General features: G+C 61.4%; 15 protein-coding genes. 9 read left to right on the top strand and 6 right to left on the bottom strand.

All coding sequences use genetic code 11. The features are described from left to right. Positions 1-10: 10 nt before the first annotated feature. Positions 11-307: an FAD assembly factor SdhE gene (locus AA309_RS14885; RefSeq protein WP_047189818.1), complete on the top strand. Its 297-nt coding sequence runs from the start codon at positions 11-13 to the stop codon at positions 305-307. A gap of 77 nt (positions 308-384) precedes the next feature. Beyond that, positions 385-3,909, top strand: coding sequence for a transcription-repair coupling factor (gene mfd, locus AA309_RS14880; RefSeq protein ID WP_047189817.1), 3,525 nt, complete (start codon positions 385-387; stop codon positions 3,907-3,909). Positions 3,910-3,924: 15 nt separating this feature from the next. Here the strand turns inward: mfd and AA309_RS14875 are convergent, their stop codons facing one another. Continuing rightward, entirely contained in the window at positions 3,925-4,269 is a 345-nt protein-coding gene (locus tag AA309_RS14875) for a hypothetical protein (protein ID WP_047189816.1), read from the bottom strand. A gap of 137 nt (positions 4,270-4,406) precedes the next feature. Beyond that, entirely contained in the window at positions 4,407-6,212 is a 1,806-nt protein-coding gene (locus AA309_RS14870; protein WP_052954742.1) for an extracellular solute-binding protein, read from the bottom strand. Between the two features lie 227 nt (positions 6,213-6,439). Here AA309_RS14870 and AA309_RS14865 point away from each other — a divergent pair, with 227 nt between their 5' ends. After that, positions 6,440-7,213 (top strand): invasion associated locus B family protein, encoded by a 774-nt coding sequence (locus AA309_RS14865; protein ID WP_052954741.1) that lies wholly within the window; start codon positions 6,440-6,442, stop codon positions 7,211-7,213. Positions 7,214-7,278: 65 nt separating this feature from the next. Here the strand turns inward: AA309_RS14865 and hspQ are convergent, their stop codons facing one another. Beyond that, a complete protein-coding gene (gene hspQ, locus AA309_RS14860) occupies positions 7,279-7,608 on the bottom strand; it encodes a heat shock protein HspQ (protein WP_047189815.1) in 330 nt (109 codons plus the stop codon). Between the two features lie 266 nt (positions 7,609-7,874). On the opposite strand from hspQ, the gene AA309_RS14855 reads away from it, so the two are divergent. Then, a complete protein-coding gene (locus AA309_RS14855) occupies positions 7,875-8,846 on the top strand; it encodes an AEC family transporter (RefSeq protein ID WP_047189814.1) in 972 nt (323 codons plus the stop codon). On the opposite strand, the gene AA309_RS14850 is transcribed toward AA309_RS14855, so the two are convergent. Then, entirely contained in the window at positions 8,843-10,051 is a 1,209-nt protein-coding gene (locus AA309_RS14850; RefSeq protein WP_047189813.1) for a UbiH/UbiF family hydroxylase, read from the bottom strand. The two genes, AA309_RS14855 and AA309_RS14850, sit on opposite strands and share 4 nt — an antisense overlap. A 147-nt stretch (positions 10,052-10,198) precedes the next feature. On the opposite strand from AA309_RS14850, the gene AA309_RS14845 reads away from it, so the two are divergent. The 4 genes from AA309_RS14845 to AA309_RS14830 all read left to right on the top strand — a co-directional run bounded on the left by AA309_RS14845 (position 10,199) and on the right by AA309_RS14830 (position 14,905). Next, the gene (locus AA309_RS14845) at positions 10,199-11,746 is read left to right on the top strand and encodes an ABC transporter ATP-binding protein (RefSeq protein WP_047189812.1); all 1,548 of its coding nucleotides are present in this window, start codon (positions 10,199-10,201) and stop codon (positions 11,744-11,746) included. Next, positions 11,736-12,812: an ABC transporter permease gene (locus tag AA309_RS14840; RefSeq protein ID WP_047189811.1), complete on the top strand. Its 1,077-nt coding sequence runs from the start codon at positions 11,736-11,738 to the stop codon at positions 12,810-12,812. The genes AA309_RS14845 and AA309_RS14840 overlap by 11 nt, the downstream gene beginning before the upstream one ends. Next, on the top strand, positions 12,809-13,726 hold the full coding sequence (locus tag AA309_RS14835; RefSeq protein WP_047189810.1) for an ABC transporter permease: 918 nt from the start codon (positions 12,809-12,811) through the stop codon (positions 13,724-13,726). Before AA309_RS14840 ends, AA309_RS14835 begins: the two co-directional genes overlap by 4 nt. Positions 13,727-13,828: 102 nt before the next feature. Continuing rightward, entirely contained in the window at positions 13,829-14,905 is a 1,077-nt protein-coding gene (locus AA309_RS14830; RefSeq protein ID WP_047189809.1) for a BMP family ABC transporter substrate-binding protein, read from the top strand. Between the two features lie 795 nt (positions 14,906-15,700). Here AA309_RS14830 and rimO read toward each other — a convergent pair. Together rimO and AA309_RS14810 are read right to left on the bottom strand one after the other, a co-directional pair. After that, the gene (gene rimO, locus AA309_RS14815) at positions 15,701-17,017 is read right to left on the bottom strand and encodes a 30S ribosomal protein S12 methylthiotransferase RimO (RefSeq protein WP_047189806.1); all 1,317 of its coding nucleotides are present in this window, start codon (positions 17,015-17,017) and stop codon (positions 15,701-15,703) included. Positions 17,018-17,325: 308 nt separating this feature from the next. Then, complete coding sequence (locus AA309_RS14810) at positions 17,326-18,174, bottom strand: universal stress protein (protein ID WP_047189805.1); 849 nt, start codon at positions 18,172-18,174, stop codon at positions 17,326-17,328. Between the two features lie 264 nt (positions 18,175-18,438). Here AA309_RS14810 and AA309_RS14805 point away from each other — a divergent pair, with 264 nt between their 5' ends. Next, a complete protein-coding gene (locus tag AA309_RS14805) occupies positions 18,439-19,446 on the top strand; it encodes a 2-hydroxyacid dehydrogenase (protein ID WP_047189804.1) in 1,008 nt (335 codons plus the stop codon). The last annotated feature ends 21 nt before the right edge of the window (positions 19,447-19,467 follow it).

Genomic DNA, 19,467 nt, shown 5'->3' with positions numbered 1-19,467 from the left:
GAGCATTTTCATGAGCGGGACGACACGCAGCAGCGCCGACCTCGATGTTCGCCGCAGGCAGATCCTTTTCCGTGCTTGGCACCGGGGGATGCGCGAGATGGACCTGATCATGGGCCGCTTTGCAGATGCCGAGATCGCCGACCTCTCGGAGGAGGAGCTGGCCGATTTCGAGCATCTGATCGAGATAACCGATCGTGATTTGCTCGGCTGGATCACCGGCGAGATCGAGACGCCCTCGAACTACGACACGCCCCTGTTCCGCCGGTTGAAGGCATTCCACACCCACACCTCGCCAATTCACGGCTGAAGCCCGGCTCTTTACCGAATCCTGCCGAACCGGGCCTAAAAGCCCGCGTTCTCTTTCCGTTGACCTGACACGCTGCCATGAAATCTGCCCTGACCCGCGCCCTCGACGCCCTGAAAAAAGGCCAAGGCCTGACGCTGTCCAGTGTTCCGGACGGTTTCGACGCGATGGCGGTGGCCGACCTCGCGCGTGGACTGTCGGGGCATGTGGAAGGTCCCGCCGTCCTGGTCCATGTGGCCCGTGACGGGCAGAGGCAGCAGAACTTTGCCAACAGTCTCGGTTTCATCGCACCTGAGATCGAGGTTCTCACCTTTCCGGCGTGGGACTGCCAACCCTACGACCGCGTTTCGCCGAATGCCGCGATCACGGCGCAGCGCATGACGACACTGGCGCGGCTGGCTCGTTCGAAGACCTCCGAGGACAAGCCTCGCATTCTCTCCACCACCGTAAACGCCCTTGTGCAGCGCGTGCCGCCGAGAGCCCGCATCGCGGCGGAAACCTTCTCTGCCGCGCCTGGCAACGTGGTGGACACGACCCTGCTGATTAACTGGCTCGAGACCAACGGCTTCATGCGCACAGGCACGGTGCGCGATACGGGCGAATATGCCGTACGCGGCGGCATCATCGATCTCTATCCCGCAGGCCTTCCAAATCCGGTGCGCCTCGACTTCTTCGGCGATGCGCTGGAATCGATCCGCTCCTTCGATCCCGAAAGCCAGCGCACAGTCGGCACCCTTCGCTCACTGGACCTCGTGCCGATGAGCGAGGTGCAGTTAACCACCGAGAGCATCAAGCGTTTCCGGCAGGCCTATGTGTCCATGTTCGGCGCGCCGACCCGCGACGACCGGCTCTACGAGGCGATCAGCGAGGGGCGGCGCTATCCAGGCCTCGAGCACTGGCTGCCGCTCTTCCACGATCATCTCGACACATTGCTCGATTATGTGCCCGGCATTCCCGTCGTGTTCGATCCGCTGGATGACGACGCGGCCGCCGAGCGCCTGTCGCAGGTGAAGGATTACTACGACGCTCGTCGTGAGAACATGGGGCTGAATCAGCCCGGCGTCGCGCCCTATCGTCCCTTGCCGCCCGACCAGCTCTATCTCAAGCCGGAGGAATGGGCGGAGCGCACCGCTGCGCTGCCGCTGGCTCGGCTTACGCCCTTTGCCGTTCCGGAATCGGAAGGCGGGCGCCTCGTGGTCGATTGCGGCGCACGACAGGGGCGCAATTTCATCGCTGAGCGTGCCGATGAAAGCGCGAATGTATTCGAGGCCGTGGTGCGCCACATCCGCGATCAGCAGGCACAAGGCCGCCGTGTCATTCTCGGCGCGTGGTCTGATGGCTCGCGCGAGCGCCTGTGCCATGTGCTGCAGGATCATGACCTGAGGCAGACGAAGCCGATTGGTCGGTTCTCGGAGTCCATGGCCTATCCACGCAACGAGATCCCGGTCGGCATCTGGCCGCTGGAGCATGGGTTCGAGACAGGCGATCTGACTGTCATCAGCGAGCAGGACATTCTCGGCGACCGTCTCGTGCGCCAGAAGCGCAAGTCCAAGCGTCCGCAGGATTTTCTCACTGAAGTGGCTGCGCTCACGCCTGGCGATCTCGTGGTTCACGTGGATCACGGCATCGGCCGTTTTGAAGGCTTGAAGACCATCGAGGCCGCAGGCGCGCCTCACGATTGCCTTGAGCTGCATTATGCCGGTGGCGACCGCCTGTTCCTGCCGGTCGAGAACATCGAGCTTCTGACCCGCTACGGCTCGGAAGAGACAGAAATTCAGCTCGACAAGCTTGGTGGCGGCGCCTGGCAGGCGCGTAAAGCCCGCATGAAGCAGCGCATCCGCGAGATGGCGGGCGCGCTCATGAAGATCGCGGCGGCGCGTATCCTGAAGGAAGCGCCGCGCATGATCCCGCCGGAAGGGCTCTATGACGAGTTTGCCGCGCGTTTCCCCTATGATGAGACCGAAGACCAGCTCAACGCCATCGAGGCGGTTCTCGACGACATGGCCTCGGGCCGTCCTATGGATCGCCTCGTCTGCGGTGACGTGGGTTTCGGCAAGACCGAGGTCGCGCTACGCGCCGCTTTCGTCGCGGCCATGAGCGGCAAACAGATTGCGGTGGTGGTGCCGACGACGCTGCTTTCGCGTCAGCATTACAAGACGTTCTGCGAACGCTTCCGTGGCCTGCCGCTCAGTATCGCGCAGGCATCCCGCTTCGTGCCCTCTGGCGAACTGAAGAAGACGAAGGAAGGATTGGCGAACGGATCAGTCGACATCGTCATCGGCACCCATGCGGTGCTGGGCAAGTCGATCAAGTTCAAGGACCTCGGCCTCATCATCGTGGACGAGGAGCAGCATTTCGGCGTGAGCCACAAGGAGCGCCTGAAGGAACTGCGTGCGGAAGTGCATGTGCTGACGCTCTCCGCAACGCCCATTCCGCGAACCCTGCAATTGGCCCTCACAGGTGTGCGCGAACTGTCGCTCATCACCACGCCGCCGGTGGATCGCCTGGCGGTGCGCACCTTCATCACACCATTCGATCCGCTTCTCATCCGCGAAGCGCTGCTACGCGAGCGCTACAGGGGTGGGCAGGCGTTCTATGTGGTGCCGCGTCTCGACGATCTCGGTGAGGTGAAGGCCTTCCTCGACAAGGAAGTGCCGGAGGCGAAGGTGGCGGTGGCCCACGGTCAGATGGCGGCGGGCCAGTTGGAGGATGTCATGACCGCCTTCTACGAGGGCAAGTACGACATCCTGCTCTCCACCACCATCGTCGAGTCTGGTCTCGATATTCCCACCGCCAATACGCTCATCGTGCATCGCGCCGATATGTTCGGCCTGTCGCAGCTCTATCAGCTGCGCGGACGCGTGGGCCGCTCGAAGACGCGTGCCTATGCCCTGTTCACAGTGCCTGCCAACAAGAATCTCACGACTCAGGCAGAGCGTCGTCTGAAGGTGCTGCAGACGCTCGACACCTTGGGCGCAGGCTTCCAGCTTGCCTCGCACGATCTCGACATTCGCGGCGCGGGCAACCTGCTCGGTGAAGAGCAGTCCGGCCATATCAAGGAAGTGGGCTACGAGCTTTATCAGCAGATGCTGGAGGAGGCCGTTGCACAATTGAAGGCAGGTATCGAAGAGCCCGCTGAGGATCAATGGTCGCCGACGATCTCGGTGGGCGCGCCGGTGATGATTCCCGAGAGCTACATCGCCGACCTGCAACTGCGTCTGGGTCTCTATCGTCGCCTTTCGACCTTTGAGACGGATGCGGAAATCCAAGGATTCCGGGCGGAACTCGTCGACCGCTTCGGACCCGTTCCGTCCGAGGTCGATCAGCTTCTCAAGATCATGGCGATCAAGGTCCTGTGCCGCCGCGCCAACGTGGAGAAGGTGGATGGCGGTCCGAAGGGCATCATCATCTCCTTCCGCGACAATTCCTTCGCCAATCCGACGGGCCTCATCTCTTACGTCACCGAGCAAGCCTCGTTCGCGAAGGTGCGTCCGGACATGAAGATCGTGTTCGTGCGGGATGTGGAAACGCCGGACGAACGCATCAAGGCTTCGACCATCATCCTGCGCGATCTGGTGCGGATTGCAGAGAAGAAGGCGGCCTGATCGGATGTTGAGAATTTAAAGTTCCGCTGCTGCTACAGCACGAGTCGTAAGTTCGTGTTGGAGCATCGTGGCGGCACCGCTCACACCGCCCGTAACGATAACGGGCGTGCGGCTCGCGGCCAAAGTCTTACGCAGGCGCGTGGCGAGTTCCAGGAACCGGCGTCGTTCGGACCCATTGGCATGCAGAGGCATCTGCAGCACGACGGCAGCAGGGCTCGGAATGAGCGCCAGAACATCGTCAGCGGCCTCGAAAGGGGTTGTGACGCTTGCGTATCCCATGCCTGCGAGCTCAGCCGAAAGAGCGCTGTCAGGAGCGCGCTCGCCGTTGTCAACGACGAGTACCTTCTGCATTCCGTTCATTGCAACACCCTTGCGTCAAAACGCGTTTATTGAGACAGGAGACACATCGCTCAACGAACAAAGCAGGAGATTAGTTGCATCGGCTGGCTGAACGGAAGCGTAACAGTCGGCGTAGCCATGACCCCGGAAGAGTTAGTTCAGTTGCGCCACCAGACATCGATATAGGACCCAAAAAGGCCTGTTCGGTCCGGTTTCTTCAGGGTGCTGTCATAGGCAAGCCATTGATCGCCCACGTAGAAGAGTGGAACGACATAAAAGCCCGAGAGCAGAACGCGATCGAGTGCACGCACGGCCGAGACGAACTCCTCCCGGCTTTTCGCCTCCAGCAGAGCATCGACCATGCGGTCGATGGCGGGAGAGGTAGCTCCTGAGTAGTTGAAGGAACCATCCCTCTTAGCCGCTGCGGATCCCCAACGATTGCGCTGCTCGTTTCCTGGAGAAGCGGATGCCGGCCAGACCCATTGGATCATGTCGTACTCGAACCGGGAAATGCGGCGCCAGTACTGAACGTCGTCCACCAGGCGCACCTTCACGCTGAGTCCGATCCGCTCAAGTGTCTGCGCATAATTCAGGGCCAGGCGCTCCTGTTGGCGCGAATTCACCAGCATCTCGAAGGCAAAGGGCTCTCCGGTATCCTTGTGACGCAGAATATTGTTCTCGAGAACCCAGCCTGCTTCGGAGAGCAGGGTCAGGGCCTGGCGAGCCGTCTCCCGGTCCCGCCCCGATCCATCGGCAACGGGCGGAGCCCAACGCCCTTCGCGAATGTCCTCACGGACAGCACCTGGGAATGGGGCGAGAAGCTCACGTTCGCGTGTCGTGGCGGGCCGGCCCGTCGAAGAGAGTTCGGAGCCTGCGAAAAAGCTGTCGGACCTTTTGAGCAGGCCATAGAAAAGATTTCGATTCAGCCAATCGAAATCGAACATGTACCCTAAGGCTTCCCGCACCCTGACATCGGCGAAGATGGCGCGGCGAGTGTTGAACACGAAGCCGTTCATGCCCTTGGGGAGCTGGATAGGGATCGTCTCGCGGACGATCCGCCCGCTCCGGATGCCGGGGAAGTCATATCCCGAGGCCCATCGGGTCGGGTCACCTTCCAGCCTGTAGTCGTAGAGTCCGGCCTTGAACGCCTCGAACATGGTGTTGGCGTCGCGGTAGAGATCATAGCGGATCTCGTCGAAGTTATAGAGCCCGCGCAGAATCGGCAGGTCTTCGGCCCAAAAATCCTTGCGGCGCTTCAGGACCACGCGCTCACCGGGCCGCACCTCGGTGATGGCATAGGGGCCGGACCCGATCGGAGGGGTGAGGGTGGTGTTGGCGAAGGTATCCGGGTTGGTCGCATGGGCCGGGAAGATCGGCATCATCGCAATCAGCAGCGGCAACTCCCGATCGTTGGAGCCCGAGAGGTCGAACTTGATCCGGTGGGGGTTCTCGACGACGACGGTCTTTGCCTGCCCGAAGCTTGAGCGGTAAAAGGGTTTGCCGTGCTTTTTCAGAAGCTCGAAGGTGAAGCGGACATCCTCGGCAGTCAGCGGATGCCCATCCGAGAAACGTGCCCGCGAATCGAGATTGAAGGTCACGGAGCTGCGATCCTCGGGCATCTCGGCCGAGCGGGCAACCAAGCCATAAACCGTGAACGGCTCGTCCTGGGAGCGCATCATCAGGCTCTGGACCACGTAAGTCGGAACGGCCGGCGGGGCGACGCCAAGAACGATAAAGGGATTGAGACTGTCGAAGGTGCCCTGGATGGCCAGCGTGATTCGCCCCCCTTTGGGCGCATCAGGGTTGGCATAGGGCAGGTGAGTGAAATCCGCCGGCAGCGCGGGCTCGCCGTGCATGGCGATGCCATGCCGCAGTGTTTCCGCCTTTGCTGCGACCATCAGCCCAAAACTCGCCAGGGCAAGGGTGGCAAGCAGGCGAAAAATCCTTATAAGATTGCAGCTCATGGCGCTCCTGCTGCGTAATGGCGCTTGGTGGCAATTCGGCGGGCAATATTGTACAGGAATCTGCCCGAGGTGACTGGAAACCTAGCACACGAAAGGTTAAAGGAGCGCCACAGGTCATGTCTTCGCCGCAATCGGCAAAGATTCACCGTTCCATTGCAGGTTTAAGAACGCCGGATACCATCGGCCGATTCAAGAGCCGACCTTTCGACTGAAGAGGATCTAACGACATGTCATTCGCGAAACGCATCGCGAGCTTGGGGGGCACCCGTGGCCTGGCGACCGCCTTGGCCCTTCTCGCCAGCGCACCCGCTTTCGCTCAGGCTCAGCCGAAGCCTGCGGCTCCTGCCGCTCAGCCGGCCAAGCCTGCGGCTCCTGCTCCTGCTCCTGCGCAGGGCCAGCCTGCTCAGCAGCAGTCCGGTCCTACGGTCGTCCAGGTGAAGGCTGAGCCTTCTCAGCCGGAATGGACCAAGGTCTGCGGTAAGGACCAGAACACCAACACCGAGATCTGCTACACCACCCGCGACTTCGTGTCGGATCAGGGCCAGCCGGTTCTCGCTCTTGCCGTCTATGACGTGAAGGGCCAGCAGCCGCAGAAGGTCGTCCGCTTCGTGATGCCGCTCGGCCTGCTCCTGCAGCCCGGTCTGCGGTTCGCCGTCGACCAGGGTCAAGCGATCCCCGGCCGCTACGTGATGTGCCTGCCCAACGGCTGCTTCGCCGAGGCCCAGGTGAAGGACGACTTCATCGCCTCCTTCAAGAAGGGTGCTAACCTGAACGTCAGCGTTCAGAATCAGGTTGGCCGCGAGATCACGTTCGCCGTTCCGGCTGCCGGCTTCGGCAAAGCCTTTGACGGTCCTCCGATCGACCCGAAAGTGCTCGAGGAGCAGCAGAAGAAGCTGCAGGAAGAACTCCAGAAGAAGAGCGAAGAGATGCGCCAGAAGATGCTTCAGAGCCAGGGCGGTGGCGCCGCGGCTCCGAGCGCTCAAGCCGCTCCGAAGCCCTAATCGGGAAGTCCAGACAAAAAGGAACGCCGGGCAAAAAGCCCGGCGTTTTCGTTTATGGGACTGATTCAATTGGCGAAGGTCGGTTTGGCACGATAGGCGCCGTTCGGCTCACGCACGAACATTTCCTCAATCATAGGATTGCGCAGGGGTTCGTCCGAATGGTCCGGCATCAGGTTTTGCTCGGACACATAGGCAATGTATTCCGTTTCCGCGTTCTCGGCGAAGAGGTGGTAGAACGGCTGGTCCTTGCGGGGGCGCACGTCCTCGGGGATCGACAGCCACCATTCTTCCGTGTTGTCGAATTCAGGGTCCACATCGAAAATGAGGCCTCTGAAGTCGAACAGGCGATGCCTGACCACCTGGCCGATCGCGAATTTCGCTGAACTCGCTTTCATAGGCATGGTCCTAACTCCTTGGACTCGCATATAGGCGCACAAGTCGGAATCTCCAAATCCACAACCGTCACAATTCGGAGAGTATCGCCAAGAGCTTACTGCGGTGGCCGGCAGACGTTAGCGACCATAATGGAGAGAAATCGTCAGCGACGTCTGCATTCTTGGTCTGCAGGCCTTCCAAAGGTGGGATTGCTGCACGGTTAGAACCTTGTCAGAAGAGTTACCCCAAGTCCCCGCTGCCTTATCCCACGCTTCAGGAGCCCGCGATGTCCGACCTGATCGGGCTTTTCAATCTGCTTGCCCCGTTCTTCGGTCTCATCGGGCTCGGCTTCTTCTGCGGCAAGATGGTCAAGCAGCCGGAGAGTGGGCTGGCCTGGATGCAGTTCTTCCTGATCTATGTAGCGCTGCCGTGTCTCTTCTTCCGCCTGATCGCGGATAAGCCTCTGGACCAGCTGGCGAATTGGGCTTTCGTTGCAGCGACCACTTTTTCGACGGCTTGCGCCTTCCTCCTGTCCTTCGCAGCCGGCTGGCGCCACACGAAGGAGCTTCCGCAATCGGTCATGCAGGGCGTTGCCGGCTCCTATTCCAACATCGGCTACATGGGGCCACCCCTGATCTTGGCCGCCACGGGGCCCGCCGCCAGCGCGCCGGTCGTCCTCATCTTCGTGTTCGACAACCTGTTCCTGTTCTCGGTGGTACCCCTGCTCATGTCAGTCGCGGGTGTGGAGAAGCTGAATCTGGCGGCCACCATTCGGCGGATCATCTGGCGTGTCGCGACCCATCCGTTCAACGTGGCGACGACCATCGGCGTCGCCGCGAGCTATCTGCATCTCGAAGTGCCGGGCCCGCTTAATCAGATGATCACATGGCTATCGGGTTCTGCCGCGCCCTGTGCCTTGTTCCTCCTCGGCGTGACCGTGGCCCTGCGCCCCTTGGGGCGTGTTCCGGGGGAGGTGCCGGCCCTTGTGTTCATCAAGCTGATCCTGCACCCGCTGCTGGTCTGGGTGGTGCTGTCGGCCGTCGGTGACTTCGGACAGACCTGGACCTATGCGGCCATTGTCATGGCGGCGCTGCCGCCCGCTTTGAACATCTTCGTGATCTCGAGCCAGTACAATGTAGGCGTAGAACGGGCTTCAGCCTGCGTTCTCATCGGGACGCTGGTGTCGATCCTGACGTTGACGGCGGTGCTCTATCTCACCACCAAGACCGGCACCTTGCCCTACGATCTCATCCCTTAAGCGGCTGAGGCATCCTGCATGAGGCGAGGCGCGCCCAAATGGGGCAGCACGCCTTCGCGCATGACAGCGCGGCGCAGGAAGCCGACCTTGCTGAGAGCGAGAAGTCCCGCGCCTCTGAGAAGATCGGCGGGCAGGAGGCCGGTGAGAAGGGTTCGATTGAGGCCATCCACCGCGGCCGTGCGCAGGCGGACGTCGAGATCGCGGCTGCGCTGGTACTGCCGCAAGGTTTCGGGCGATCCGGGCTCGCGCCCATCGTCGAACGCATCCACCACTGCATCCCTCAAGGACGCCACGTCGCGGAACCCGAGATTGAGCCCCTGAGCGCCGATGGGTGGGAAGACGTGCGCGGCCTCGCCCACGAGTGCGAGGCGGGGCGCTCCAAAGCGATCGACCGAAAGGCCGCTCATGGGCACCAGCCCCCGTGGCCCGTCAATGCGCATGGCACCGAGAGAAGAGTGAGCCTGGCGCTCGATCTCCAATGCCAGCGCTTCATCGTCGAGCTTCGCGAGGCGTTCAGCCTGTTTCGGGCTCGTCACCCAGACGAGGCTGGAGCGCTTGCCCGGAAGGGGAACGAGGGTGAAGGGTCCGTGGCGGGTGTGAAACTCGGTCGACATCTCCCGATGCTCCCGGTTATGGGCCAGGATCGCGGTGAGAGCCGTTTGAGGATAGGACCAGGTATGGGCCTCGATCCCTGCAATCCGGCGAAGTTGGGAATTGCGCCCGTCGGCAGCTACGACAAGATTGGCCTCTATTTCCGAGCCGTCAGTCAGCGTGACGATGGCCCGGTTCGCCTCGGCGCGGAAATCCTTGGCCTGCTCGGTTATGATGGTCAGATACTCATAATCTCGGGCCGCTTCGGCGAGTCCTTCCACCAGCGTCGCATTCTCGATGTTCCAGCCGAAGGCATCGAGGTCGATCTCGCGCGAGGAAAATGAGACCGGCGGTGGCCGGAAGAGACTGCCTGTGTCGTCGATGATCCGCATGGTCTCGAGCGGAGCCGCTTCCGGAGCCACGGCAGGCCAAACACCCAGCGCTTTCAGGAATCGGACGGAGCCATTGAGAAGGGCAACGGTGCGCCCATCACGTCGCACGTCCAGACCGCCGATCAGAACCGTTTCGAAGCCATCGCGGGCGAAGGCAATGGCGGCACTCAGGCCGGCAGCTCCGGCACCAACAATGGCAATGCTATAGCTTTTCTGGACCAAGGAATTTCCCCGTCATCTGATTGTGGACGGCTTGCCGACTCACAATAAACCATGGATTCGCCATTGCCGACCTGTGCGGCGCATCCCTATGATCGTTATCCATGGTTCTTGTCGGACCCTTTTCCTTTTTAAGTCAGAGTCGCTTGCGTGAAGGAAGACGTATCACCATCTGGGCCACCCTTCGTCGAGCTTAAAGGGATCAGCAAGCGCTATGGCGACCTCCTCGCCAATGACGGCATCGATCTGGCGATCGCGCCGGGGGAAATCCATGCTCTCCTTGGCGAAAATGGAGCAGGCAAGTCCACTCTGGTGAAGATCCTTTACGGTGTGATCGAGCCCAGCGCTGGTGAAATCCGATGGGAGGGAAGGCCAGTCACTATCGGCTCCCCCGTCGAAGCGCGGGCCCTCGGCCTCGGGATGGTGTTCCAGCACTTCTCGCTCTTCGACGAGATGACGGTGGCCGAGAACATTGCAGTGGCGCTCTCGGATGAGTGGGACCTCGCCATGGTTCGCAGCCGCTTAAGCGAGATCAGTCGGACCTATGGCTTGGCTCTCGATGCGGATCGGGCGGTCTGGACGCTGTCGGCGGGCGAGCGTCAGCGCATCGAGATCGTTCGCTGCCTCCTGCAAAATCCGCGACTTCTGATCCTCGACGAGCCGACTTCGGTTCTCACACCCCAAGAGGCCGAGCATCTGTTCAAGACCCTGGACAAGCTCTCGGCCGAAGGCTGCTCGATCCTCTACATTTCCCATAAGCTGGAAGAGGTGCGCCGCCTTTGCCGCCGCGCCACGATCCTGAGGGCAGGGCGTGTGGTGGCGACGATCGATCCGCGCGCGATTTCCGCGCGGGAGATTGCTGCGCTCATGGTCGGTAACGAAGTCGGCGAGATCCGTTCCGATGCTCCTCACGCCCCTCAGGGAGAGGTTCTGCGGGTCAACCATCTCAACATGCCGCCCGCAGGCCTTCATGGCGTTGCCCTCAAGGACATCAACTTCGTGGCGCGCGCTGGTGAGATCGTCGGCATCGCAGGCGTTGCCGGTAACGGGCAGAGCGAATTGTTCGCGGCCTTGTCCGGCGAGCGGCTGGCCGACCGGGCCGACACCGTCACTATTGCCGGCCGGGCTTGCGGCACGATTGGGATCGACACCCGCCGCCGCCTCTCGGCCGCTTTCGTGCCGGAGGAGCGTCTGGGCCATGCAGCAGCTCCGACCCACCGTTTGAGTGAGAATACGCTGATTTCCCACGCGGCGACGGAAGTGAGCCGCTCCGGGTTTATCCTCCTCAATGCCGCCAAGCGGCTCGCACGCACGATCATCAAGAGCTTCGATGTCCGCACGCCGGAAGGCGATCCGCAGGCGCGCAAGCTCTCCGGCGGCAACCTGCAGAAATTCGTGATCGGGCGCGAGATCATCCGCAAGCCGAAGCTGTTGATCGTCGATCAGCCGACCTGGGGTGTGGATGCGGGTGCTGCCCGCCTTATCCGTCAGGCGCTTGTCGATCTGGCCCGCGAGGGCAGCGCCGTCGTGGTGGTGAGCCAGGATCTCGACGAGTTGTTCGAAGTCGCGGACCAGATGGCGGTGATCCATCAGGGAAGTTTGAGCCCGCTGAAACCTATCAGGGCATGGACCAGGGAGGCAGTCGGCCTTGAAATGCTAGGCGTGGCTCAAGCTCAAGGGGGCGCTCATGCGGTTTGAGCTCACGCCCCGTACAACCGTGTCACCCGTTGCGCGGGCGCTCGCGCCGGTCGCTGCCTTCATTACGGCCTTCCTCATTGCGGGTGTCGTGATCTGGCTGATGGGGCGATCTCCCATCGCAGCATTCGATGTTTACGTGCTCCAGCCCTTGAGCGATCCGTGGTCGCTGCAGGAACTGCTGGTCAAGGCGACGCCTTTGATGCTGATCGCCATCGGCCTGTCCTATTGCTTTCGCGCCAATCTCTGGAACATCGGAGCGGAAGGCCAATACGTGATCGGCGCCGTCTTCGGCGGCTGGCTGGCTCTCAGGACCCACGGGACGGATGCGGGGGCTTGGGTCCTGCCTGCCATGCTCCTGCTCGGCATCATCGGCGGGGCGCTTTACGGCCTGATCCCTGCCTTTCTGAAGATCCGCTTCGGCGTCAATGAGATCCTCACCAGCCTCATGCTGGTCTATGTGGCACAACTTTTCCTGGATTATCTGTCGCGTGGCCCTTGGCGCGATCCGAAGGGCTTCAACTTTCCGCAATCGGTGACCTTCGATCCGGCCGCGACCTTGCCATCCATCATGGAGGGCAGCCGCATTCATTGGGGGGCGATTTTCGCCCTTGTCGCCATCGTGATCACTGCGATCATTCTGGGGCGCACTCTCTTTGGCTATCGTCTCAAGCTGACTGGAGATGCGCCCCGTGCTGCTCGTTTCGCCGGATTCAGCTCGAAGGCGACCACGATGGCGGTGTTTGCCATTTCGGGCGGTCTGGCAGGACTTGCAGGCATCGTTGAAGTCTCGGGACAGATCGGACAACTCCAGCCATCGATCTCGCCGGGATACGGCTTTACGGCGATCACCGTTGCCTATCTCGGACGTCTCAACCCGGTTGGCATTCTCATTGCGGCGCTCGTGGTGGCGCTGACTTTCATTGGTGGTGAGAGCGCGCAGATCCTGCTGAAACTCCCGCTCGATCTCACGCAGGCTTTCCAGGGCATTCTTCTGCTCTGTGTTCTCGCGGCCGATGCGCTCGTGAGCTACCGCATCCGTTTCGTGACCCGTGGAGGGGGAAAATGACCACCTTCGAGGCCATCCTCCTGACTATCGTCACCGCATCCACGCCGCTGCTGATTGCCGCCTTGGGCGAGTTGGTGACTGAGCGTTCCGGTATCCTGAATCTCGGCGTCGAAGGCATGATGGCCATGGGGGCGGCTTGCTCCTTTGCAGCCGCCGTCACCTTTGACTCCACGCTGATCGGCGTCGCTGCCGGCATTCTGGCAGGCGCGTTCATGGCGGCCCTGTTCGCCCTTGTGGTACTTGGGTTCGCCGCAAACCAAGTCGGTTCGGGACTGGCCCTTACGATCTTTGGTCTGGGCTTGTCGGGGCTCATCGGTGCGCCTTTCGTCGGCTCGCGGCGCGATCCTATCGCTCCGATCGACATTCCGGGTCTGAGCGACATCCCCGTGGTTGGGCGCCTCTTCTTCGAGCAGGATCTCTTCGTCTACGCGTCCATCGCCCTGACGATCCTGATCGCCATCTATCTCAAGCGCACGCGCTCCGGCCTGACCCTGCGGTCCATCGGTGAGAACCATGCATCCGCCCATGGCCTGGGCCTTCCCGTCCTGCGTGTGCGGTTTCTTGCGATCCTGTTCGGCGGCGCCTGCGCCGGTTTGGCAGGCGCTTACCTTGCCCTGGTCTATACCCGCTTCTGGTCCCCTGGCATGACGGCGGGCCGAGGCTGGATCGCCCTGGCATTGGTTGTATTCGCTGCCTGGAGACCAGCTTGGGTACTAGTAGGAGCCTACATCTTCGGCGCGGCCACGGTGCTCCAGCTCCACGCGCAGGCTGCTCAATGGGGCATCCCCTCTCAGCTTCTTTCGGCCGTGCCGTATCTCGCCACGATCATCGCCCTGCTGCTGCTCTCCTTGCGGTATGGGCGGGCTATCGGGGCCCCCGGATCGCTCGGCATGCCCTTCGTGCCTGACCGATGAGCAAACCGGTGTTAACATGCACTTATTCTAGGCACGGGAATTCTTGCCAGAGTGCCTCAGACCTGCGACGGAATGTCTGAAATCTAACTCGAGGGAGCGAGCATGTTTTCAAAGACGATTATGGGTGCTTTGGCTGGGGCTGCAGCCCTGGCCCTGTCCGCAGGTGCCGCCTCGGCCCAGCAGAAGCTGAAGGTCGGCTTCATCTATGTGGGCCCGGTAGGCGACCACGGTTGGAGCTATCAGCACGATCAGGGTCGCAAGGCCGTCGAGAAGGCCTTTGGCGACAAGGTCGAGACCACCTATGTGGAAAGCGTTCCGGAAGCCGATTCCGAGCGCGCCATCGAGCAGCTCGCCCGCACGGGCCACGGCCTGATCTTCACGACCTCGTTCGGATTCATGGAGCCGACCCTGAAGGTCGCCAAGAAGTACCCGAACATCAAGTTCGAACACGCTACCGGCTTCAAGCGCGCCCCGAACCTCTCGACTTATGCCGCGAAGTTCCATGAGGGCCGCTACATCATCGGCCAGATCGCCGGCAAGATGACCAAGTCCGGCACCATCGGCTATGTGGGCGCCTTCCCGATCCCGGAAGTGATCTCGGGCATCAACTCCTACTTCCTCGGCGCGCAGTCGGTGAATCCGAATGTGAAGATCAAGGTGGTCTGGGCGAACTCCTGGTATGATCCCGCGAAGGAGGGCGATGCTGCCAAGGCTCTGCTCGATCAGGGCGTGGACGTGATTGCCCAGCACACGGACAGCCCGGCTCCGATTCAGGCTGCTGAGGCGCGTGGCAAGTTCGGCTTCGGCCAGGCTTCCGATATGGAGCGCTTCGCTCCGAAGGCGCAGCTTACCGCCATCGTCGACAACTGGTCCGACTACTACGTCGCTCGCACCAAGGCTGTTCTCGACGGCACCTGGAAGTCGGAAGACACCTGGGGCGGCCTTGCCGCCCACATGGTGGTCATGTCGCCCTACAAGAACATGCCAGACGACGTGAAGAAGATGGCTGAGGAGACCGAGGCTGCGATCAAGTCCGGTAAGGTCAACCCCTTCAAGTGCCCGGTTATCGGCCAAGACGGCAAGGAGATCGAGTGCAAAGGCAACGGTGCACTCTCCGATGAGCAGATCCTCGGCATGAACTTCTACGTGAAGGGTATCGAGGACAAGATCCCGCAATAAGCGGCGGTCTCTGTTCGAACCTGTAAAGGCAGCCGATCGCTCGGCTGCCTTTTTCGTTCAGCTCATGATAATTCACGCGTAAGGCGAGGGCGCTGCAAGTGGCCGAGCAAAACGCGATCAAACTGAGTGATCCGAACGTCCCTATGGTCGTGGATGTTCAGTATGACGTCCTCCCGGGCGGCGCACTTGCCATGCCGGATGGGGACGCAGTCATCGAGCCCACCAACCGGCTGGCCCAAGCCATTCGACATGTCGTTCTGACGCAGGATCGACATCCAGGCAGGCATGCTTCTTTCGCGTCCAGCATCCGGCCAAGCAGCCCGTCGATTTGACCGAATTGCACTACGGCCAACAGGTGCTCTGGCCGGACCATTGTATTCAGGGTACGCCAGGTGCCGAGATATCCCGCGGTCTGCTGGTCCCGCACGCTCATCTCGTCATCCGCAAAGGCTACAACGAAGGCATCGACAGCTGTTCGGGGTTCAAGGAAGCCGCCCGGAAGACCTCGACGGGCCTTGAAGGTACCGCAAGGGGCGTGGTTTCAAGCGTGTCTTCTGCGCCGGTCTGGCGACGGATTTCTGTGTGGCGTGGACCGCTCTCGACGCCGTGGCGGCCGGGTTCGAGACGTAGCTTGATCGAGGATGCCTCGCGTGCCATCCACACCAATGGCTCACTTGAACAGGCTCGGCAGGACCTAACCTGTTCCGGCCATCCACGCCTTCAACCGCTGAAAGACGTGGATCCCCGGCACGGGGCCGGGGATGATGGTGAGGTGTCGGCTATCCTTGGGAGATCTTAGACCACCGTTCCGTGCAGATCGTACTCGTCCGAGCTTTCGATCTTCACATCAACAATCTCGCCCGGCTTCAGCGGCTTCTTCGAGGCCACATAGACGACGCCGTCGATCTCCGGCGCGTCATACTTGGTGCGGCCTGTGGCGACCGTTGCACCGATCTCGTCAATGATGACGGGGAGCGTCTTGCCGACGCGACCTTTGAGCAGCTTGGCGCTGACATCCTGCTGGGTCTGCATGAAGCGGTGCCAGCGTGCTTCCTTGACCTCCGGCGGAACCGCACCGGCGAGTTCGTTGGCGGGCGCGCCCTGCACGGGTTCGTACTGGAAGCAGCCGGCACGGTCGATTTTCGCTTCCTTTAGCCACTGCATCAGGAAGTCCACATCCTCTTCCGTCTCGCCGGGGAAGCCGACGATGAACGTGGAGCGGATGGCAAGATCCGGGCAGATCTCACGCCACTTCTTGATGCGCTCCAGGGTCTTCTCCTGGTTGCCGGGGCGGCGCATGGCCTTGAGCACGCTCGGCGAAGCGTGCTGGAACGGGATGTCGAGGTAGGGAAGGATCTTGCCCTGCGCCATGAGCGGGATGACCTCGTCCACGTGCGGGTAGGGGTAGACGTAGTGCATACGCACCCACATGCCGAGATCACCGAGTTCCTTGGCAAGCTCATAGAAGCGCGTGCGGACCTCGCGATCCTTCCAGAGGCTCGGCTGGTACTTGATGTCGAGGCCGTAGGCGCTGGTGTCCTGCGAGATCACCAGCAGCTCCTTCACACCGGCCTTGGCGAGCCTCTCGGCCTCGCGCAGCACATCGCCGATTGGGCGGCTGACGAGGTTACCGCGCAGCTTTGGGATGATGCAGAAGGTGCAGCGATTGTTGCAGCCTTCCGAGATCTTCAGATACGCGTAATGGCGCGGCGTCAGCTTGACGCCCTGGGGCGGTACGAGATCGATGAAGGGATCGTGCGCAGGCGGAACGGCCTGATGAACGGCGGAGACCACGGATTCATAGGCCTGCGGGCCGGTGATCGCAAGCACGTTCGGGAACTGGTCACGTATCTGCTCGGGCTCGGCGCCCATGCAGCCGGTCACGATGACTTTGCCGTTTTCGGCCATGGCCTCGCCGATGGCTTCAAGCGACTCGGCCTTGGCACTGTCCAGGAAGCCGCAGGTGTTGACAATGACCACGTCGGCCCCGTCATGCTCCTTGGTCAACTGGTAACCTTGAGCGCGCAGCTGCGTGATGATGCGCTCAGAATCGACCAGGGCCTTCGGGCAGCCCAGGGACACGAACGAAATTTTGGGTGCGGGAGCATTCATCCGCGAAATTCCACTCTAGAAGCTATACGGACATCGGGAAGGCGCCCGCGTAACGCGGCTTCGGTGCGAAATCATGGCAAGGGAGCCTGGATCGGGAGCGCCTCGCGCCCGGTGACTTCGCAGCCCTGCGGGACTGCCTCATCAAGTCGATGTCACGCCTCGCGCAAGGCTCCCGGACGGAGGAGCGTGCGACTGAAGCGCGAGAATGCCATACAACAGAGCACCAGCGTTGACAACTCCGGCCTGCCTTGGCAGCCCGGATGTACGGCACGATTAAGTCCTTGAACGGCTTAGGTTGTTGAGCCGTCTCAGTGAGCCATGAGAATAGGGAATTCCGATGTGCTCAGGGTGTTGCGCGTCGCGCCGCCGATGATCCATTCCCGTGCCCGGGAGTGGCCATAGCCGCCCATGACGATCAGGTCGGCGGAGGTTCTGCGGGCCTGTTCGAGAATGACGTCGCTGACATCACGCCCCTGGCTCTGAACGATACTGACCTCCACAGGCGCCCCGTAGCGGCTGATATGCTTGGCGATATCGGCGGTTGGCTGATTGTTGCTGTCTGTTTCCTTCTGCTCCGGATCGACCACCAGAATCGTGATCTTCGTCGCCTTTGCCAGGAAGGGAGCTGCCTCGGCGACGGCGCGAGCGGCCTCCCTGGTATCGCGCCAGCACACGAGCACGCGGCGAATGGCGTCCGCGGCGCGGTGATTGGGCGGCACAACCAGAACGCTTCGGCCGCCCTCGAACAGCACGGCCTCGAAGAGCGAATCCCATTCCTCGGAACCATCCGTGCCATAGGGACGGCTCATGATGAAGAGATCCGCCCAACGGGCCTCCGAGGCAGCCTCATTCGGGATTCCCCCGGGAGTGGCGTCGAGCCGTCGGATTTCATTCGGGACACTGAAGAGAGCCATGCGCGCCGTCAATTTCTTCTGAAGCGCGTCCCCCGTGCCCTTGGCCTCTTCATTCAGAGAGACCAGGATTTCGGCAGCTGCTGCTCCTGCATCCATGGGCGCGATCAGGGGCATGTCAGGAAGGGGATTGGTGAGCAGGCCGGTCACATGCGCCTGAGAAATCGAAGCGATGGCCTCTGCATGCTGCAGACGCTCCTCATCGCGAGGGGTGCCGTCGAGGTGAACGAGGACGTCTTTGATCATGATGTTCTCCAGCCGAATATTCGGAATCAGCGGAAGTCCCAGGTTTGATTCTTGGGCGAATGGGCTCCGAGCCAAGATGCGAGAAGACAATAAGCTCGGCCGCGATCGGTGAAATTGATGCCGATCAAGAGTCTATGCGGCTTGTTTCCAGGTGGGCTTTCACAGCGGGAGTCCTGACCGTAGGAATAATGCCAAGCCTGGCGTGAGCGGAGCGCTACATGCAAGAAGCGGGATATATGTTGATCCTCAAGAGGGAGGGCTGCCTTGCAGATCGCGGTCTTTAGCACCAAGCCATATGACCGGCGCTTCTTGGATGCCGCCAGCGCTGGATCTGGACACCGGCTTATCTATTTCGAGGCTAAGTTGTCCGTTGAGACCTGCGACCTTGCCGCTGGCGCCGATGCCGTCTGTGCCTTCGTCAATGACGATGTGAACGCGGAGGTTCTCGCCAGCCTTTCCGCAAAGGGCATCAAGCTGATCGTCCTGCGCTCGGCCGGCTTCAACAATGTCGATCTCGCGGCGGCCAAAGCCTTGGGCATCGCCGTTGCCCGTGTTCCGGCCTATTCGCCCCATGCGGTTGCGGAGCACACGCTAGCTCTCATCCTTGCGCTCAATCGCAAGACGCATCGTGCCTATAATCGCGTACGGGAAGGCAACTTTGCCTTGGAAGGTCTTCTCGGCTTCGACCTTGCCGGTAAGACAGTGGGCGTGGTGGGAACCGGCAAGATCGGAGAGGTCGTGTGCAAGATCCTTGCGGGATTTGGCTGCAAGGTAATCGCCTACGATCTGCAGCCCAACCCCGCCTGCCTCGACATGGGTATCACCTACGTGGAGACGAACGAGTTGTTCGCCGCCTCCGATATCATCACCCTGCATTGCCCGCTGACGCCCGCGACACACCATCTCATCAACGAGGCTGCTCTGACGCGCATGAAGCCCGGCGTGATGCTGATCAATACGAGCCGCGGGGCTGTGATCGACACCCACGCCGTCGTCAAAGGCCTGAAGGAAGGTGTGATCGGCAATCTCGGTCTCGACGTCTACGAGGAGGAGGCCGACCTCTTCTTCGAAGATCTCTCGGGACGATTCATCGACGATGACGTCTTCGCACGCCTGCTGACTTTCCCGAACGTGCTCATTACCGGCCACCAAGCCTTCTTCACGAAGGAGGCACTGACCAATATTGCGGAAACGACAATCGGCAATGTCACCATTTTCGAGAGGACCGGACGCGCGATGCACGAGGTCTCCGTCGAGAAGATCGCACGCTAGAGGCGTTCCATAGGGGCGTTC

The organism is Microvirga vignae, from assembly GCF_001017175.1.
Classification (GTDB): domain Bacteria; phylum Pseudomonadota; class Alphaproteobacteria; order Rhizobiales; family Beijerinckiaceae; genus Microvirga; species Microvirga vignae.
The sequence above is the reverse complement of the archived record's forward strand: the minus strand, read 5'-3'. Positions and strand labels throughout refer to the sequence as shown.

What these genes read in the sequence shown, in the direction of transcription:
- AA309_RS14870 (WP_052954742.1), bottom strand. Translation starts at nt 6,212, where the DNA reads ATGAGCTGCAATCTTATAAGGATTTTTCGCCTGCTTGCCACCCTTGCC.
- AA309_RS14855 (WP_047189814.1), top strand. Translation starts at nt 7,875, where the DNA reads ATGTCCGACCTGATCGGGCTTTTCAATCTGCTTGCCCCGTTCTTCGGT.
- rimO (WP_047189806.1), bottom strand. Translation starts at nt 17,017, where the DNA reads ATGAATGCTCCCGCACCCAAAATTTCGTTCGTGTCCCTGGGCTGCCCG.
- AA309_RS14830 (WP_047189809.1), top strand. Translation starts at nt 13,829, where the DNA reads ATGTTTTCAAAGACGATTATGGGTGCTTTGGCTGGGGCTGCAGCCCTG.
- hspQ (WP_047189815.1), bottom strand. Translation starts at nt 7,608, where the DNA reads ATGAAAGCGAGTTCAGCGAAATTCGCGATCGGCCAGGTGGTCAGGCAT.
- AA309_RS14840 (WP_047189811.1), top strand. Translation starts at nt 11,736, where the DNA reads ATGCGGTTTGAGCTCACGCCCCGTACAACCGTGTCACCCGTTGCGCGG.
- AA309_RS14875 (WP_047189816.1), bottom strand. Translation starts at nt 4,269, where the DNA reads ATGAACGGAATGCAGAAGGTACTCGTCGTTGACAACGGCGAGCGCGCT.
- AA309_RS14835 (WP_047189810.1), top strand. Translation starts at nt 12,809, where the DNA reads ATGACCACCTTCGAGGCCATCCTCCTGACTATCGTCACCGCATCCACG.
- AA309_RS14865 (WP_052954741.1), top strand. Translation starts at nt 6,440, where the DNA reads ATGTCATTCGCGAAACGCATCGCGAGCTTGGGGGGCACCCGTGGCCTG.
- AA309_RS14885 (WP_047189818.1), top strand. Translation starts at nt 11, where the DNA reads ATGAGCGGGACGACACGCAGCAGCGCCGACCTCGATGTTCGCCGCAGG.
- mfd (WP_047189817.1), top strand. Translation starts at nt 385, where the DNA reads ATGAAATCTGCCCTGACCCGCGCCCTCGACGCCCTGAAAAAAGGCCAA.
- AA309_RS14810 (WP_047189805.1), bottom strand. Translation starts at nt 18,174, where the DNA reads ATGATCAAAGACGTCCTCGTTCACCTCGACGGCACCCCTCGCGATGAG.